The sequence below is a fragment of the Pseudomonas sp. 02C 26 genome (genome assembly GCF_002843585.1).
Taxonomy (GTDB): domain Bacteria; phylum Pseudomonadota; class Gammaproteobacteria; order Pseudomonadales; family Pseudomonadaceae; genus Aquipseudomonas; species Aquipseudomonas shirazensis.
Map to the genome: position 1 here is coordinate 2,348,722 of NZ_CP025262.1, position 15,950 is coordinate 2,364,671.

Annotated in this window: 15 protein-coding genes; 7 read left to right on the top strand and 8 right to left on the bottom strand. The window is 64.5% G+C overall.

The window, feature by feature from the left end; translation table 11 throughout:
* Window positions 1-9 precede the first annotated feature (9 nt).
* Window positions 10-1,302, bottom strand: a complete 1,293-nt coding sequence (locus CXQ80_RS10610) for an MFS transporter (RefSeq protein WP_101319166.1) — start codon at window positions 1,300-1,302, stop codon at window positions 10-12.
* A 214-nt stretch (window positions 1,303-1,516) separates the two neighbouring features.
* Window positions 1,517-2,443 carry a LysR family transcriptional regulator gene (locus tag CXQ80_RS10615; protein ID WP_101319168.1) on the bottom strand — a complete coding sequence of 309 codons (927 nt, stop codon included), beginning with the start codon at window positions 2,441-2,443 and terminating at the stop codon, window positions 1,517-1,519.
* Between the two features lie 93 nt (window positions 2,444-2,536).
* Between CXQ80_RS10615 and CXQ80_RS10620 the strand changes: the two genes are divergently transcribed.
* The 7 genes from CXQ80_RS10620 to CXQ80_RS10650 all read left to right on the top strand — a co-directional run bounded on the left by CXQ80_RS10620 (window position 2,537) and on the right by CXQ80_RS10650 (window position 7,804).
* Window positions 2,537-3,484: a ketopantoate reductase family protein gene (locus tag CXQ80_RS10620; RefSeq protein WP_101319169.1), complete on the top strand. Its 948-nt coding sequence runs from the start codon at window positions 2,537-2,539 to the stop codon at window positions 3,482-3,484.
* Complete coding sequence (locus CXQ80_RS10625) at window positions 3,481-3,876, top strand: VOC family protein (RefSeq protein WP_101319171.1); 396 nt, start codon at window positions 3,481-3,483, stop codon at window positions 3,874-3,876. The genes CXQ80_RS10620 and CXQ80_RS10625 overlap by 4 nt, the downstream gene beginning before the upstream one ends.
* Complete coding sequence (locus CXQ80_RS10630) at window positions 3,873-4,328, top strand: MaoC family dehydratase (RefSeq protein ID WP_101319173.1); 456 nt, start codon at window positions 3,873-3,875, stop codon at window positions 4,326-4,328. Before CXQ80_RS10625 ends, CXQ80_RS10630 begins: the two co-directional genes overlap by 4 nt.
* Window positions 4,325-5,557, top strand: coding sequence for a CaiB/BaiF CoA-transferase family protein (locus CXQ80_RS10635; protein ID WP_101319175.1), 1,233 nt, complete (start codon window positions 4,325-4,327; stop codon window positions 5,555-5,557). The genes CXQ80_RS10630 and CXQ80_RS10635 overlap by 4 nt, the downstream gene beginning before the upstream one ends.
* The gene (aroE, locus tag CXQ80_RS10640) at window positions 5,554-6,372 is read left to right on the top strand and encodes a shikimate dehydrogenase (RefSeq protein ID WP_101319177.1); all 819 of its coding nucleotides are present in this window, start codon (window positions 5,554-5,556) and stop codon (window positions 6,370-6,372) included. Before CXQ80_RS10635 ends, aroE begins: the two co-directional genes overlap by 4 nt.
* A gap of 4 nt (window positions 6,373-6,376) precedes the next feature.
* Window positions 6,377-6,814: a type II 3-dehydroquinate dehydratase gene (gene aroQ, locus CXQ80_RS10645; RefSeq protein WP_101319179.1), complete on the top strand. Its 438-nt coding sequence runs from the start codon at window positions 6,377-6,379 to the stop codon at window positions 6,812-6,814.
* A gap of 114 nt (window positions 6,815-6,928) precedes the next feature.
* Window positions 6,929-7,804 carry an AEC family transporter gene (locus CXQ80_RS10650; protein WP_101319181.1) on the top strand — a complete coding sequence of 292 codons (876 nt, stop codon included), beginning with the start codon at window positions 6,929-6,931 and terminating at the stop codon, window positions 7,802-7,804.
* 8 nt (window positions 7,805-7,812) lie between these two features.
* Here the strand turns inward: CXQ80_RS10650 and CXQ80_RS10655 are convergent, their stop codons facing one another.
* The 6 genes from CXQ80_RS10655 to CXQ80_RS10680 all read right to left on the bottom strand — a co-directional run bounded on the left by CXQ80_RS10655 (window position 7,813) and on the right by CXQ80_RS10680 (window position 15,885).
* The gene (locus tag CXQ80_RS10655) at window positions 7,813-8,955 is read right to left on the bottom strand and encodes an HlyD family secretion protein (RefSeq protein ID WP_101319183.1); all 1,143 of its coding nucleotides are present in this window, start codon (window positions 8,953-8,955) and stop codon (window positions 7,813-7,815) included.
* A complete protein-coding gene (locus CXQ80_RS10660) occupies window positions 8,952-10,601 on the bottom strand; it encodes an MFS transporter (protein ID WP_101319185.1) in 1,650 nt (549 codons plus the stop codon). The genes CXQ80_RS10655 and CXQ80_RS10660 overlap by 4 nt, the downstream gene beginning before the upstream one ends.
* Before the next feature lie 86 nt (window positions 10,602-10,687).
* Window positions 10,688-11,710, bottom strand: a complete 1,023-nt coding sequence (locus CXQ80_RS10665; RefSeq protein ID WP_101319187.1) for an XdhC family protein — start codon at window positions 11,708-11,710, stop codon at window positions 10,688-10,690.
* A 107-nt stretch (window positions 11,711-11,817) separates the two neighbouring features.
* Window positions 11,818-13,164, bottom strand: a complete 1,347-nt coding sequence (locus CXQ80_RS10670; RefSeq protein WP_101319189.1) for a cytochrome c — start codon at window positions 13,162-13,164, stop codon at window positions 11,818-11,820.
* A gap of 22 nt (window positions 13,165-13,186) precedes the next feature.
* Window positions 13,187-15,430, bottom strand: a complete 2,244-nt coding sequence (locus CXQ80_RS10675) for a xanthine dehydrogenase family protein molybdopterin-binding subunit (protein ID WP_101319191.1) — start codon at window positions 15,428-15,430, stop codon at window positions 13,187-13,189.
* Window positions 15,427-15,885, bottom strand: a complete 459-nt coding sequence (locus CXQ80_RS10680; protein WP_101319193.1) for a (2Fe-2S)-binding protein — start codon at window positions 15,883-15,885, stop codon at window positions 15,427-15,429. The genes CXQ80_RS10675 and CXQ80_RS10680 overlap by 4 nt, the downstream gene beginning before the upstream one ends.
* Window positions 15,886-15,950 lie beyond the last annotated feature (65 nt).

The following is a 15,950-nucleotide window of genomic DNA, read 5'->3' on the forward strand; positions in this document are numbered from 1 at the left end:
CGGCGCGGGTCAGGCGTGTTCTGCAGCAGGCGCCGGCGCCTGGGTTTCAGCCATCGACGGGTGCTCCTGCACGGCATGGCGCAGTTCTTCGGTCACCCGCAGTTCGGCGCCACTCGGCGAGAACGTGGTGCTCGCAGCAAACGGCGCGGGATGCTCCGGTGCCGGGCGCTTGCCACGGCGCCAGAGGAAGAAGCTGACCATGGCCAGGTTGATCACGGCAAACGCCCAGAACAGGCCGACTTCGCCGTACGAGGTCATCACCGGCGAAATCGCCAGCGGCGCCATTGCCGAGCCCAGCGAGTTGATCAGCAGCAGGCCCTGGATCATCGGCACCAGCGCATCCGCCGGGGCGCGGTCGGCAGCGCTGCTGACCGACACCGGGTACACCGCGAACACACAGCCGCCGAGCAGGAACAGCATTGCCGGCAACAGCACCGAATTGGCCGGCAGCAGGCCGATCACCAGCGACAGCACGGTGCACAGCGCGGCCAGCGTGATCAGTACATCCTGGCGGTCCTTGCGGTCGGACCAGCGCCCCACCGGATACTGCAGCAGCATGGCGCCGAGAATCACCCAGGCCATCATGGTGCCGACTTCACCCACCGCCAGACCGATGCGCTGCAAGTACAGCGGCAGCAAGGTATACACCGCAGCGATTGCCACGCCCGAACCAAAGCAGCCGACCAGCCCGGTGGGGGCCACGCCCAGCAGTTGCCGGGGTTTGAGCGGCTCGACCTGATCGAGCACCGGCGATACCTGCGGCAGGATCACGATCGGCAGCACCGACAGCGCTGCCAGCATGCCGGCAACCATGTATGGCGCGCTGGCGCCCAGGCCAGTGATCTCGCCCAACGCAGCCTGGGCCAGCACGCCAGCACCGTAGAAGGCGATCATGTAAAGGGCCAGCAGGCGCCCGCGGATCTTCGCGTCGCCGGCCATCAGCAACCAGCTTTCAATCACCAGAAACACGCCGACGGCAGCCCAGCCGTTGATCAGGCGCATGGCCATCCACCAGGTGGTGTCGTAGAACAGGCCCTGCATCAGGCTGGTGGCGGCGATCAGCGCGGCGAAGCTGCTGTAGGCACGGATGTGGCCGATGCGCAGGATCAGCCGGTCATTGAACAGGGCGCCCAGGGTCAGGCCGATGAAGTAGGCCGAAGAGACGATACCGATCATCGTCGCCGACTCGCCCGCCGTACCCAGTTGCAGTGTGGTCAAAGAAGACATGAAACCATTGCCCAGGGCCATGATGAACAGCCCAAGCAGGGGCGCCAGCGCCATGGCCAGCAAACGCGGAGACATACATACCTCAAGAAGAAATCAGCAGATGTGTGCCTTTTTGCCGCGCAGGCTGGGCCGGGCCATTGCGGACCGGTAGCGAGGGTGCCTGTAGCAGGGTGACTGGCGAAAAGGAGGCGCGATTTTAAGCGTTATCCTGGATTTGCCAAGGGGGCTGGCCCTGCGACCATCCGCCGCAGGATCAACGGTCGGCGTGTTGATGCAGCAGCCCGCGCTGTCAGGCGTGGCCATCCGCCAGCCGTGGCGGCTGAAACAACTGCCGAATCAACTCGCGCAACCAGCGATTGCCGCTGTCCTGGTGGTAGCGTGCGTGCCAGTGCTGCTTGACCGTGAAGCCGTCGACCGCAAGCGGGCAATCGGTCATCTGCAGGCCATGCATGGCGGCCAGTGTCTGGCCGATATGCCGAGGGAGCGTCGCGATCAGGTCGGTCGAGCCGACCACCATGCCCAGCCCGAGAAAACCGGGCAGCTCAAGCATCACCCGGCGCTCGATGCCGGCCCGGGTCAGAGCCGCCTCGAGCAGTTTCTGGCCGGTGCCGGCACTGACTTGCACGTGTCCCTCAGTCCGGTAGCGGGTGATGCTCATGGGCTCCCCGTCGGTGGCATGCTTGGGGTTGCTCAGGCACACCCAGTCCTGCTCGAACAACACCTGCTGGTACATGCCGCCGCCCAGCCAGGGCACAAAACCAATGGCCAGGTCGGCCTCGCCTGATTCCAGCGCGCTTTCGGTATTGCCGTCGATGCGTGCCGCTTCCAGGCGGATGCCCGGCGCGTGCGAGCGCAGATGATTGAGGATGCGCGGCAGCAAGGTGATGTGGCTGGCATCGCTGACGCATAAGCGAAAACGGCGCTGCGCGGTCGCGGCGATGAATTGTGGCTCGGAGGCGGTCAGTCGGCGCAGCGATTCGAGCACCTCGCGGCACGGCCCGATCAACTGGTCGGCCCGCGGCGTGGGCGCCATGCCGCCGGGGGTGCGTACAAACAAGGGGTCGTTCAGCTGCTCGCGCAGGCGTGCCAGCCAGATGCTGATGGTCGGCTGGCTCTGGCCCAGTTGCTCGGCGGCGCGGGTCACGCTGCGGCAGTTGTAGAGGACATCGAACAGGCGCAGCAGCTTGGGATCTGGCAGGGCATCCAACGGGGTCATTATTGTAATTCTCAATAGTGCTATTGAGGCCATTGTATAGCCCAAATAAGCCCGCCTGCCTAATGTAGTCGCAAAGCACAGGAGGCTTGCGACGTGAAAATCTGCATTCTTGGAGCCGGCGCCCTCGGTTGCGCCATTGGCGCTGCCTTGAACGAGGCGGGGCATGAAACCTGGTTGTTGAACCGCGGCCAGGCGCATGTCGCTGCGATCAACCAGCACGGCCTGCACGTCAACGATGAGCGTGGCGAGCGCCACGTGCGGGTCAACGCCAGCGTCGATGCCGAAGAGATCGGCGCGGCCGATCTGGTGGTGGTGCTGGTCAAGTCGTTCCATACCGCTGAAGCGATTGCCGGCGCCACTGCCTTGATCGGCCCGCAGACGCTGGTGCTGTCACTGCAGAACGGCCTGGGTCACGAGGACATCCTGGCCGAGGCGGTCGGTCGCGAGCGGGTATTGGCCGGCAAGACCTACGTCGGTGGCGTGCTGCTGGCGCCCGGCTCGATCCGCGCCGGGGTAGCCGGCAAGCAGACCTTTATCGGCGAGCTCGACGGCCAGTTGACGCCACGGGTGCAAGCCATTGCCGACGCCTTCAACGGCGCCGGGCTGGCCACCAGTGTCAGCGACAACATCCTCGGCACCATGTGGGACAAGCTGTTGGTCAACGTCGCCACCGGCGCGCTCAGCGGCATCACCATGCTCAGCTATGGCCAGCTGTACAGCGAACCGCTGCTCGAGAGCACGGCCAAGGCAGCGGTGGCCGAAGCCATCGCGGTCGCCGAGCGGGCCGGTATCCGCCTCAGCCTGACCAGCCCAGAAGCTGCCTGGCAACTGGCTGCCGAAGGCCTGCCGGCGAGTTTTCGCACCTCGATGCTGCAGAGCCTGGAAAAAGGCTCGATCACCGAAATCGACTTCATCAACGGCTCCGTCGTGCGCTGGGGCCAGCGCCATGGCGTGCCCACGCCGGTCAACGCGACCCTGGTGGCCTGCATCAAAGGCATCGAACGCGCCATGGCCGACTATCAAAAGAGGGACTTCAAGTGACTGCCAAAGCCTACCTCGAACACGTTGCATTCTTCGTCAAGGACATCCACTGGCACATCGGCTTTTTCAGCGAGGTGTGCGGCATGACCATGCGTGAAGTCCAGGGCAGCCTCGAGCAGCCTGCGCAGTACTGGACCCTGGGCGGTTTGCAGTTCATCCATCAGCCGGATTTTGCCGGCCCGGAAGGGCGCATGGCCCACCTGGGCATCATGTGCGAAGACCTCGAGGCCAGCTTGGCTGCTGCGCAGCGCTTCGGCGTCACGCCATTGCCGCAAGGCTTCAACTGGTTCCGCCTGCCGGATGGCCTGGCGATCGAGCTGATTCAGGCCCGGCCGGTCAGCTGCGTAGCCCAGGCATTGGCGATTGACCCACGTGCACAGGAGCAAGCATGAACGTAGTGGAAAAATTCTGGGACGATGCCCGTGAAGGCGACGAGTGCATCAGCCCAAGCTATATCGTGACCCGCGAGCGCATTCTGGCCTATGCCGACCTTACCGGTGATCACACCCCGGTCCATGTCGACGAGGCTTACGCCAACGCCAGCCACTTTGGCTGCCTGGTTGCCCATGGCTTGTTCGGCCTGTCGATTGCCGACGGCCTCAAGACCCAATGCGAATACCGCTTCGTGCCCGGCATGTCGCTGGGCTGGACCTGGGACTTCCTCCTGCCGATCAAGGTCAACGACGTGCTCCACGTGCGCATGCGCGTCGGCTCGATGCGAGCAAGCAAGAGCCGCCCAGGCTGGGGCATCGTGGTCTTGCCGTCGGAGCTGATCAACCAGCACGGCGAAGTGGTGCAGCGTGGCGAGCACCGGGTGATGGTCCCAAGGAGGGCGCAGGCATGAGTCAGGCATTACCACTCGCGGGCATTCGCGTCATTGATTACAGCCACTTTCTCGCCGGCCCTTACGTTGGCCGCTGCCTGGCTGCGCTGGGCGCCGAAGTGATCAAGGTCGAGCGCCCAGGCACAGGTGACGCGGGCCGCCAGCATGCCTTCACCCTGGACGAGCAGCAGAGCGGTTACTTTCTGCAACTGAACATGGGCAAGCAGGGCGTCAGCGTCAACATGCGCGACCCGCGCGGCAAGGCCTTCATGCAGCGCCTGACCGACTCGGCCGACGTCCTCATCGAAAACTACCGGCCCGGTGCACTGGAAAAGCTCGGTCTGGGCTACAGCGAGCTGTCGGCGCGCAACCCGCGGCTGGTCTATTGCTCGATCTCGGCCTATGGCCACACCGGGCCTGATGCGCACCGCGCAGGCTTCGGCCTGATCGCCGAAGCCAAGAGCGGCATCATGCAGATGGTCGGCGTACCCGGCGAGGCGCCGCCGTTGCTGCGTATTTCGCTGGGTGACATGTACACCGGCATTCATGCCGTAGCTGCAATCAACGCGGCGTTGTTGGGCCGGGTCAGCAGTGGCCGCGGCCAGCATATCGACATGGCCCTCTACGACACGCTGGTGTCGATGCACGAATACGCCGTGCAGTGCTACACGCTGTCCGACGGCACCGTGCTGCCCGAGCAGACCGGGCATGACATGCCGACGTCGACCCTGTACGGGGTGTTCCGCGCCGCCGATGGTGACCTGGTGATCGCCGCGCAGGTGGACGACGCCTGGCAGCGCTTCGCCGCCATGCTCGAAGCCAACGGCGGCCCGAGCGGCTTTGGCAGTGACAGCCGCTTCCACAGCCTGAACGGGCGCAACGCCAATCGCGAGGACATTCTGGCGGTGGTGCGCGAGTGGGTCGGCGCGCGGCAGGTGGCGGATATCCTCGCCCTGCTCGACGGCATCGACATCCCCAGCGCCAAGGTCCAGCGCATCGACGAGGTGCTCGCCGACCCGCAGATCAAAGCCCGCAACATGGTCATCGAGCAGGAGCACCCGCGCTACGGCACCTTGCGCCTGCCCAACCTGCCGTTCCGCTTTTCGGACTGCGATACCACCATTCACCAGGTCGCCCCGGACCTCGGCCAGCACAACGCCGAAATCGCCGCCGGGCTTGGTTTCAGCCCTGAACAGATCGCTGCGATGCAGGCAGATGGGGTCTTGTTCAGCCACGGAGATGCAGCATGACTGACCGCTATACAGTGATCGGGCGGCCGATCAATCACACCAAGTCGCCGCTGATTCACGGCCTGTTTGCCCAGGTCAGCGAGCAGGTACTTGAATACGGCGCCATCGAAGGCCAACTCGACGGCTTCGAAGCGCAGGTACTGAGCTTTCGCGAGTCGGGCGGGTTGGGCATGAACATCACCGCGCCGTTCAAGCTGCGCGCGTTCGAGCTGGCCGACCGGCGCAGCGAGCGCGCCCAGTTGGCCGGTGCCGCCAACGCGCTGAAGTTCGAAGACGGGCGCATCGTTGCGGAAAACTTCGATGGCATCGGCTTGCTGCGCGACATCGAAAGCAACCTTGGCCAGCCGCTGCGCAACCGCCGCGTGCTGTTGCTCGGCGCCGGTGGTGCGGTGCGTGGTGCGCTGCTGCCGTTTCTGCAGGCAGCGCCGTTGGAGCTGGTCATCGTCAACCGCGATATGTCCAAGGCCGTGGCGCTGCGCAATGAAGTCGACCACCCGCTGCTGCGCATCAGCCGTTACGAAGAGCTGCAGGGCGAGACCTTCGATATCGTTATCAATGCCACCTCGGCCAGCCTCAGCGGCGAGCTGCCGCCGTTGCCTGCTGACGTATTGAACGGTGCCCAGCTGGCCTACGAGCTGGCCTACGGCAAAGGCCTCACGCCATTCCTGCGGCTGGCCCGCGAGCAGGGCGTGCCGAACCTGGCGGACGGCGTCGGTATGCTGGTCGAGCAGGCGGCAGAGGCGTTTGCCTGGTGGCGCGGGGTGCGGCCTGAGACGCGCGCTGTGATCAACCAACTGACCATCCCCCTCGAGTAGCGCCATGAGCGTCAATATCCTGATGCTGCACGGCATCAACCACAACATGTTCGGCAAACGTGACCCACGCCAGTACGGCACGGCCACGCTGGCAGACATCGATCAGGCCTTGCAGGCGCTGGGTGAGGAACTCGGCGCGCGCATCGAGAGCTTCCAGAGCAACTACGAAGGGGCGATGTGCGAGCGTATTCACCAGGCCTACGAAGAGCGGGTCGATGCGGTGCTGATCAATGCCGGGGCCTGGACCCACTACAGCTACGGCATTCGCGATGCGCTGGCGATTCTGGAAGTGCCGGTGGTGGAAGTGCACATGTCGAACATCCATGCCCGCGAGGCGTTCCGGCATCACTCGGTATTCGCCGAAGTGGTGCGCGGGCAGATCTGTGGATTTGGTGTCGACACCTATCTGCTGGCCTTGCGTGCGGCGATGGGCATGCTCTGATTGACGCTGACCTGTTAGCGCTTTTATCAACGCCAGAACGCCGGGCGCGGGGCAGCTGGGGCATACTGGGATCTTTTCCAGGCGATCGGCACTGATCGCCGTTGAGGGCAAGGCATGCTGGCTTCGTTGTTCGCTGTTCTGGCACCGGTGTTTATCGTCGCGGGCATTGGCTACGGCTGGGCCCGCAGCGGTATCGACTACCCCACCGAATTCATCGCCCGGCTGGTGATGAACATCGGCACCCCAGCCTTGGTGCTGTCGACCTTGAGTCGGACCAAACTGGACCAGTCGGCCTTTACCAATATGGCGTTGGCCTGCGTGCTGTGCATGGCTGGCATGGCCTTGGTCGGGCTGCTGGTCAGTCGCTTGTCTGGCCTGCACTGGCGCGTCTTGTTGCCGGCGTTCATGTATCCCAACACCGGCAACATGGGCCTGCCAATCAGCCTGTACGCCTTTGGCGAGCATGGCCTGGCGCTGGCGGTGGCGTTCTTTCTGACCTTGTCGATCTTCCAGTTCACCGTGGGCATTGCCGTGGCTGGCGGCGCCAGCTCGTTCAAGGCGCTGCTGCGCAACCCGATCGTGATCAGCCTGGCGGGGGCCATGCCGATCATCTTTCTGCAATGGGAATTGCCCAAGTGGCTGGCCAATACTGTCAATCTGCTGGGCGGCATGACCATCCCGTTGATGCTGCTGACCCTCGGCGTGTCGCTGGCCAGCATCCGCCTGCAGCAGGTCGGCAAGGGCATGCTGCTGGGCGGCCTGCGGATCGTTCTGGGTGGCGCGGTTGGCTGGGCAGTGGGTGAGCTGCTTGACCTGGAAACCATGGCCAAGGCCATCCTGGTGTTGCAATCGTCGATGCCGGTGGCAGTGTTCAACTACCTGCTGGCCGTGCGCGCCAAGCGCTCACCTGAAGAGGTCGCCAACCTGGTGATGTGCTCGACGATTCTGTCGTTCGTCTGGTTGCCGCTGGTGCTGGCCTGGTGGCTGTAACCCGCAGCCTAGTCGCTTGAATGCTCGGCGCGGGTATCGATGCCGACCACCACCGACATCCCCGGGCGCAGACGCTTGGCGTCGGGCTGGTCCGGGTCGACGGTGATCCGCACCGGGATCCGTTGCGCGATCTTGACGAAGTTGCCAGTGGCGTTGTCGGCTTGCAGCAAGGCGAACTCCGAGCCGGTCGCGGGTGAGATCTGCTGCACGTGGCCGCGCAGTTTCAAGTGATCGAGCGCATCGACGCTGAAGGTCACCGGCTGGCCAATGCGTACCTTGGCCATCTGGGTTTCCTTCATGTTGGCGATGATCCAGTGGTTGTCCGGCACCAGCGGCATCAACTGCGCACCTGAATTGACATAAGCACCCAGCCGCGTGCCGATCTGGCCGAGCTGGCCATCGCGCGGTGCGGTGACCCGGGTGTTGTCCAGGTCGATGCGGGCCAGCTCGACCGCGGCCTTGGCGTTTTCTACCGAGGCTTCCAGCGAGGCGCGGTTGACGATCACCGTCTCTACGTCCTGGCGCGCGATCTCCAGCGCGGCCTTGGCCTGGGCCAGGCTTGCCACTGATGCTGCATGATTGGCGCGGCTGACATCCAGCTCCCGGCGCGATACCGAACCGTCGCTGACCAGCGCCTGATTGCGGCGCAGGTCAGCCTGGCTCTTGTCGGCCTGGGCGGCAGCATCGGTGATCGCCGCCTGGCGCTGGACGATGGTCGCCTCGGCGCTCTTGCGCTGCTGCAGGTTGTTGGCCAGCGCGGCCTGCTGTTGCTGTAATTGCGCAATGGCCTGGGCCAGGCGCTGGGTGTAGATGCGGTCATCAAGGCGCACCAGCAGGTCGCCGGCCTTGACGTACTGGAAGTCCTGCACCGGCACTTCGACGACATAGCCGGACAGCTGCGGGCCGATCAGCGTGACCTGGCCACGCACCAGCGCGTTTTCGGTGCTCTCGATATCGCTGCCAAATGGCGGCAGTTGCCAGGCGTACAACACCAGCAGGATGCCGGCCAGGGCCACGCCGGCAAAGGTCAGCACAGACAATACCCGCACTCGTCGCGAGCCGCCGGGGTTGCTCGGCTGCGTGGGCGGGGTCTGACCTTCCGGAGTTTCGGCAATGGCGTTGGTAGAGGTGATCGGTGTTTCTTCATTCATTGATTCGAAGCGCCGCGGGTTGAGTCGGAAAGGGCCGCCTGGCGGGTCGTGTGCCAGACCCACAGGCTGCGCAGCGAAATCCAGAGCATGGTCAGTATGGCAATCCCGGCGATCAGCAGGAATACATCGTTGTAAGCCAGCACGTTGGCTTCGCGGGTGGCGGCATTGGCCAACAAGCGGGTGCCGACTTCAGTGCGCAGGGCCGGGTCGGCAATGACTCCAGCATAGCTGCCGCCACCGCTTTGGACCCGAGCGTTGACCAGGGGTTCGAGGCGGCTCAGCTGTTCGCTGAGGTTGCTCGAGTGGAATTTCTCGCGCACGGTCTGGAAGGTGCCGAGCAAGGCCGCGCCAAGCAAGCCGCCGAGGTTGTTGCAGATCCCGAACAGCACCGAAAAGCTGACCAGGTTGCGCGGGTTGGCGCGCACGTGGCCGATGCCCAACGCCATCGATGGGCCGAGGAAGAAGGTGCTGCCAAACGCCAGCATGAACTGGCTCAGGTACATCTGCGCTGGCCGAGTCAGGTTGCTCGAGCTGCTGTCCAGGTAGGCGCCGACAGCCATCAGCGCCAGCGAGCCGAACAGCGGCAGCACCAGGTGCTTGGGGTTGATGGTCAGGGCACTGGTGACCAGCCCGGCCACGGCGCCCAGCAGCATCACCCCATACAGGCTGCGCAGCTGCTCGGTGCCCAGGTTGAGCGTTTGCAGAAAGCCCACCGCGCCGGTCGATTGCTCGGAGGTGACCATGCGGATCAGGATCACGCACAGGGCCAGGCGGATCACCGCGGCGCTGCTCAGCCAGCGGGTCATCAACAACGGGTTGCTGCGGTTGTGCTCGATCGCCAGCCCGGCGCAGATCAAACCGATCGAGGCCGCCAGCGCCATGCCGATCCACGGCGTGTCCAGCCACCATTCGATGCGCCCCAGCGACAGCGCGGCGCAGAGCAGCGCGGTGCCGCTGGCCATCAGGCCGAAAGTGAGAAAATCCAGCGGCTCGAAGGTCTTGAAACGGTCGCCGGGCGGCAACTTCAGCAGTAAGACGCAGCCCAGCGCGGTCAGCGCCAGGCCCAGTTCGAACATGTACAAACCGCGCCATTCGGCAATCTGCAGCAGGTCTTCGGAGAAGATCCGCGCCAGCGGTATCGCCAGCTGCGACGCACCCAGGCCGAGCACCATGGCTTTGAGTCGCCAACGCTCGGGGAAGGCCTGAATCATGTAGTACAGGCCCAGTGAGCTCAGCGCTGCGCCGACCATACCGTGGGCTGCGCGCACGGCGATGGCCGAGTTTATGTCGTTGACGAACAAGTGGGCGAAGGTGACCAGTGCATACAGCACCAGGAACACTTCGGTGAACGCGCGCAGGCCAAACTGCTGGCGAAACTTCACCAGCAGCAGATTCATCGACACGTTGGTCATCACGAACGCCGCCGGCAGCCAGGCCATTTCGGCGCTGGTGGCACCGAGCGCGCCTTGCAAAAAGGTCAGGTTGGCAGTCACCAGAGCATTGCCCAGGCCGCCGGTAATAGCCACCAGCAGGCCCACCGCGCCGTAGGCGAGGCGAGTCAGAGGTGGATGCAGCGGGGTCGACGGCGAGCCTGGAATAGTCGGCTTTTCGTGGGGGAGCCACTGGCGTGGGGCGTACTTGTCCATCGGAAGGGCTTGGCCTTGGTCTACTTGCGAAACTGTACGTCAGATCGGTCAAGCGGGTGAAGCTGCTGCTGCAATTTTAGTGCTGCTCAACTGGCCAGCAACTCAAGCTCTTGCGCGCGTTTGGCTTCGGTGACCGACAGCTCGCCCGGCAGTTCGACATTGTTTTTGCACGCGAGAATCTCCGCCATCACGCTCACGGCGATCTCGGCTGGGGTCTTGCTGCCAATATAGATGCCAATGGGGCCGTGTAACCGCTTGAGTGACGCCTCGGTTTCGCCAAAGTGCTCGATCAATCGCTCACGTCGTTGCTGGCTATTGCGCCGCGAGCCGATCGCGCCGATATAGAACGCCGGGCTGTGCAGGGCTTCGAGCAGGGCCAGGTCATCCAGCTTGGGGTCGTGGCTCAGGGCCAGAATGCAGGTGCGCAGGTCCGGCACGAACGCCCGCACCACGTCATCCGGCATGCCCACCACCTGCTCGACACCGGCAACACTCCAGCCCGCCATGTGTTCCGGTCGCGGATCGCACACGGTGACCTTGAAACCATTGAACTGGGCCATGGTAGCCACATACTCGGCCAAAGCGCCGGCGCCGATCAGCAACATCCGGTAGCCAGGGCCAAGGGTGCTGACCATGCGCGCGCCGTCGAAGCTGAATTGCTCTGGGGTCGACGTGTGTTCCAGCGTCGCCGTGCCGCTGGCCAGATCCAGGCTGCGTCGGGCCAGGCCACCTGCATCCAGCCGCTCCAGCAGCAGGCCAAGGGCTTGATGACAGGGGTTGAATTCGAGCACCAACTCCAGGGTGCCGCCGCAGGGCAGGCCAAAGCGGTGGGCTTCATCGGCGCTGACGCCATAGCACACCACCTGCGGCAAACCGTCGCTCACACCGCTGCCACCGTAGACGCCGGTGTAGCGGTGGACCAGGTCATCTTCGATGCAGCCGCCGGAAACACTGCCGATCACCCGGCCGTCCTCGCGCAGGGCCATCATCGAGCCGACCGGGCGTGGCGACGAGCCCCAGGTGCGGGCAACGGTCGCCAGCAGCACCTGCTCGCCAGCCGCCAACCAGTCGCGGGCGGTGCGCAGGACCATCAGGTCAATGCTTTCCATCGGTGTTCCTTGATCTGTTTGTGCACTATGCAGTCATGCTCGCTGACGGTAATCGCCCCGCGAGCACTCCTGTCTTACTGAGCATCGCAGCATGCTTGAGGTTCCTTTCAACGCATCTGCAGGATGATCGGGCTGCTGCTGGCCGGGTCGGTGTGCTCGCGCAGCTTGGCCACGTCCTTGGCGGGCACTGCGGTGCCGGTGTTGCCCCAACTGCTGCGGACAAAGCTCAGTACCTCGGCGATTTGCTGATCGCTCAGCTGCTCGCGGAATGACGGCATGCGGTAGGCATCCGGTACGCCGGCGGCAACCACCCGTTGGGCACCGTTGAGGGTGATGTTGATGGCCGAGGCGTTGTGCTCGGCCAGCGCAGAGGTCGCTCCGGCCAGTGGCGGCATCCATTCAGCCTGGCCGCGGCCATCCAGCCCGTGGCAACTGGCGCAGGCGGTGACGTAGGTGTGCGCACCAGGTTTGTCCAGCTGCTGCGCTGCCGATACGGCTTGATATTGCCAAGGCGGGCCATCGCGTTTCGGGTCGCCCGGCAACGACTTGAGGTAGTGGGCGATCGCTGCCAGGTCTTCATCGCTCATGAACTGCGTCGAGTTGTTGAAGGCCTCGGTCATCGAGCCGTAGACCACCGCATGCTGGTTGCGCCCGGTCTTGAGGAAGCGAGCAATGTCGGCTTCGCTCCAGCGGCCCAGGCCGGTGTTGTGGTCATTGCGCAGGCTCGGCGCGTACCAGCCGTCGAGCAAGGCCCCGGAGACGAAGGTAGTGCCGCGCTCGCTCAGGGCTTTTTCATCAAAGGCGATGCCGCGTGGGGTATGGCAACTGCCGCAATGGCCGGGGCCCTGCACCAGGTAGGCGCCACGGTTCCACTGGGCATTCTGCTCAGGCTTGGCGGCGTAGGGTTCGGCCTCGGTGAACAGGCCGTTCCACATTGCAATTGGCCAGCGCAGATTCAACGGCCAGGGGATTTCCCCGGGCTTGTTGGGCTGGTTGGCTGCTTGCACGCCCTGCATGAAGAAGGCGTACAGCGCCTGCACGTCTTCGTCGCTGAGCTTGGCATAGGACGGGTATGGCATGGCTGGGTACAACCGGCGCCCGCCGGGCGCAACGCCGTGGCGCACGGCCTGGTCAAACTCGGCCAGACTGTATTTGCCAATGCCATGATCAGGGTCGGGAGTGATGTTGGTGGCGTAAATCGCCCCCAGCGGCGTCGCCATCTTCAGCCCGCCGGCAAACGGCGCGGCGTCTGGCAGGCTGTGGCAGGCCACGCAGTCGCTGAGGCGGGCGACGTACTCCCCGCGCTGGACCAAGGCCGGATCGGTGTTGCTCTGGGTTGTAGCGGTAAACGGCGAGGCCGGTTCACGGGTGACGTACCAGGCCAGCAGGCCGGCCGCGATCAGGCACGGCACGGCCAACAGGGCCAAGGGTCTTGCAAGGCTTTTTCGAGTCATGTGCAGGTCGTCCTGGGCCAGCTTAGCTGAATGTATAGCGTGACAGTGGCATGCTGCGGATGCGCTGGCCGGTCAGCTGCGCTACCGCGTTGGCGACTGCCGGGGCGACCGCAGGCAAGGGTGGTTCGCCGATGCCGCCCATCTTCTCGCCACTTTCGACAATGCGTACATGCACTCTGGCCATGCGCGCCGCTGGCAGAATCGGATACAGGTCGTAATTGCGCGCGCGGGGCTTGCCATCGACATATACCGCTTCTTCGAGCAAGGCTTGCGACAGCCCCAGCGAGACCGCGCCGTTGACCTGAGCCTCGACGATGGCTGGGTTGACGATGCTGCCAGGGTCGATGGCCTGCCAGATGTCATGCACTTTGACCTGGCCGTTCTCGATCGAGACTTCAGCGATTACTGCTGCATGCGAGCCAAACGGTGAGGCCATGGCTACGCCGCGGGCACGCTTGCTGCCGTCTTCGGCGGTGAACGGGCCCCGTTTCCAGCCACCAGACAGATCGGCCACCGCCTTGAGCAGGGTGCTCAGGCGCTGGTTACCCTGCAGCAGGTGCATGCGCAGCGCATAGGGGTCCTGGCCGCCTTTGTCGGCCAGTTCGTCGAGGAACGCTTCATAGAAGAAGTCGTTCATCGAGTTGCCCACCGAGCGCCAGTAGCCGAGCATTGCCGGGCCCTTGACGTAGATCTGCGCGACGCGACGGTTGGCGATCGCGTACGACTTGCCAGACAAACCTTCGAGTGCCGTCGGGTCGCCTTTTTCCGCTGGGCTGCCGGCGATTGCTTCGGTCGGGCCTTCGGTAGCGCTGACAGCTTCGATTGCCACCGGCATGCCGTTGGCGTCCAGCCCGGCACGGAACTTGACCACCGCCATCGGCCGTAGCACGTCGCGGACAAATTCTTCTTCGCGGCTCCAGATCAATTTGATCGGCCGGCCGACGGCCTTGGCCAGGGCGATTGCTTGCGGATAGGGGTTGGCGCTGTCGTAAAGGAAATGCCGGCCAAAGAACCCACCGAGCAGCGGCGAGTGCAGGGTGATCTGCGCAAGATCGAGGCCGGTGCGCTTGGCGATGTCGGCGCGGAACATGTCGGGTGCCTGGTTCGGCAGCCAGACTTCGAGCGAGCCATCGTCGTTGTAGCGAGCCAGTGCAGAAGGTGGCTCCAGCTGCGCGTGGTTGACGAACTGATTGTGGTAAGTGGCCTCGACCTTGGTCTTGGCGCCGTCCAGGGCTTTACTGAAATCGCCTTCAAGCTCTTCTTCGCGCTGCGGCCCGGTCTGCGCCGCCAGGTGCTCGCGGAAGCCGTCGCTGGAGAAGTCTGCCGGCATCGGCCGCACCTTGGAGTCCGCAGTCGGCTCCTGCCATTGCACCTGCAGCGCTTCGGCAGCGCGCTTGGCGTGCCACCAGCGCTCGGCAACCACTGCCACTGCGCCCGGCAGCTGATGCACCGAGTGCACGCCCTTCATGGCCTTGACCTGCGCCTCGTTGCGCACACCAGCTACGGTCATGCCCAGGCGTGGCGCGTGCTGCACGGCGGCGTGGAGCATGCCGTCGACTTTCAGGTCGATGGCGTAGACCGCCTTGCCGGTGGATTTGTCGTAGGCGTCGACACGCTTGACCGGCTTGCCGATCCAGCGGAACTGGCTCGGGTCGCGCAAGGTAATGCTGTCCGGATCGGGCACCGGCAGGTCCATGGCCGCGCCGGCCAGCTCACCGTAGCTCAGCGAAAGACCGGAGCTGGCGTGAATGACCCGACCCGGCTCGGTGCTCAGCTCACTGACCGGTACGCCCAGCTTGGTGCTGGCGGCCTGTACCAGCATGGCCCGGCCGAGGGCGCCCAGGCGCCGCATGACCGGGTAGCTCAGGCGCACCGACATGCTCCCGCCGGTAATACGCATGCCGTTTTCCAGCACCACGTAAGCTTCACCGGGCGGCGCGGCTTCGACCAGGAAGGTGGCAGGATCGGCATCCAGCTCCTCGCCGACAATCTGCGCCATCGCCGTGAAGGTGCCTTGGCCGCCTTCCATGAACGGGCTGAGCAGACGGATGCTGTTGTCCGGGCGGATTTCCAGGAACGCCGGCACCTGAGTGCCCAGCGCTGGGGTTGCCGCAGCAGCGGCTTGTACCCGCGAAGTGCCTAGCGGCAGGCCAAAACCCAGCACCAGAGCGCCAATGGCGCTGCCGGCGAGAAAGCGCCGGCGCGACAGGTTGACCGGTTGATCGAGCGCGAGCAGATCGGCGGGGTAGACGACAGGCTTGGTCATACCACGTCCTCCTGCTTGGCCAGTGCATGCACGGCGTCATGGATCGCGTTGTAGGTACCGCAGCGGCAGAGGTTGATCATCGCCGCAGAAATCTGCTCATCGCTGGGCTTGGGGGTGTGCTTGAGCAGGGCAGTGGCGGCCATGACCTGGCCGGACTGGCAGTAGCCGCACTGTGCGACCTGTTTGTCGACCCAGGCAGCGACCACGCGCTTGCCGACATCGTCGGCCTCGATGGCTTCGATGGTGGTGACCTCACGCCCGACCACGCCGGCAATCGGCGTCACGCAGGCGCGTACCACATTGCCGTCGACCAGCACTGAACAGGCGCCGCATTGGGCCAGGCCGCAGCCGTATTTGGTCCCGGTCATGCCCAGGTCATCACGGATTACCCACAGCAGTGGAGTATCCGCGTCGGCATCGACCTCGTAGGTCTTTTGGTTGATTCGAAGCTGCATGGCTCACCCGTAATCAGTCGGTTGGATGGATCTTTAGTTTTTATCAGGCCGCCAATGCCCCAGGC

Bases quoted from the DNA above. Each gene is read 5' to 3' on its own strand.
- CXQ80_RS10675 (WP_101319191.1), bottom strand. From the start codon at position 15,430: ATGACCAAGCCTGTCGTCTACCCCGCCGATCTGCTCGCGCTCGATCAA.
- CXQ80_RS10665 (WP_101319187.1), bottom strand. From the start codon at position 11,710: ATGGAAAGCATTGACCTGATGGTCCTGCGCACCGCCCGCGACTGGTTG.
- CXQ80_RS10630 (WP_101319173.1), top strand. From the start codon at position 3,873: ATGAACGTAGTGGAAAAATTCTGGGACGATGCCCGTGAAGGCGACGAG.
- CXQ80_RS10660 (WP_101319185.1), bottom strand. From the start codon at position 10,601: ATGGACAAGTACGCCCCACGCCAGTGGCTCCCCCACGAAAAGCCGACT.
- CXQ80_RS10635 (WP_101319175.1), top strand. From the start codon at position 4,325: ATGAGTCAGGCATTACCACTCGCGGGCATTCGCGTCATTGATTACAGC.
- CXQ80_RS10610 (WP_101319166.1), bottom strand. From the start codon at position 1,302: ATGTCTCCGCGTTTGCTGGCCATGGCGCTGGCGCCCCTGCTTGGGCTG.
- CXQ80_RS10650 (WP_101319181.1), top strand. From the start codon at position 6,929: ATGCTGGCTTCGTTGTTCGCTGTTCTGGCACCGGTGTTTATCGTCGCG.
- CXQ80_RS10655 (WP_101319183.1), bottom strand. From the start codon at position 8,955: ATGAATGAAGAAACACCGATCACCTCTACCAACGCCATTGCCGAAACT.
- aroE (WP_101319177.1), top strand. From the start codon at position 5,554: ATGACTGACCGCTATACAGTGATCGGGCGGCCGATCAATCACACCAAG.
- aroQ (WP_101319179.1), top strand. From the start codon at position 6,377: ATGAGCGTCAATATCCTGATGCTGCACGGCATCAACCACAACATGTTC.
- CXQ80_RS10680 (WP_101319193.1), bottom strand. From the start codon at position 15,885: ATGCAGCTTCGAATCAACCAAAAGACCTACGAGGTCGATGCCGACGCG.
- CXQ80_RS10615 (WP_101319168.1), bottom strand. From the start codon at position 2,443: ATGACCCCGTTGGATGCCCTGCCAGATCCCAAGCTGCTGCGCCTGTTC.
- CXQ80_RS10670 (WP_101319189.1), bottom strand. From the start codon at position 13,164: ATGACTCGAAAAAGCCTTGCAAGACCCTTGGCCCTGTTGGCCGTGCCG.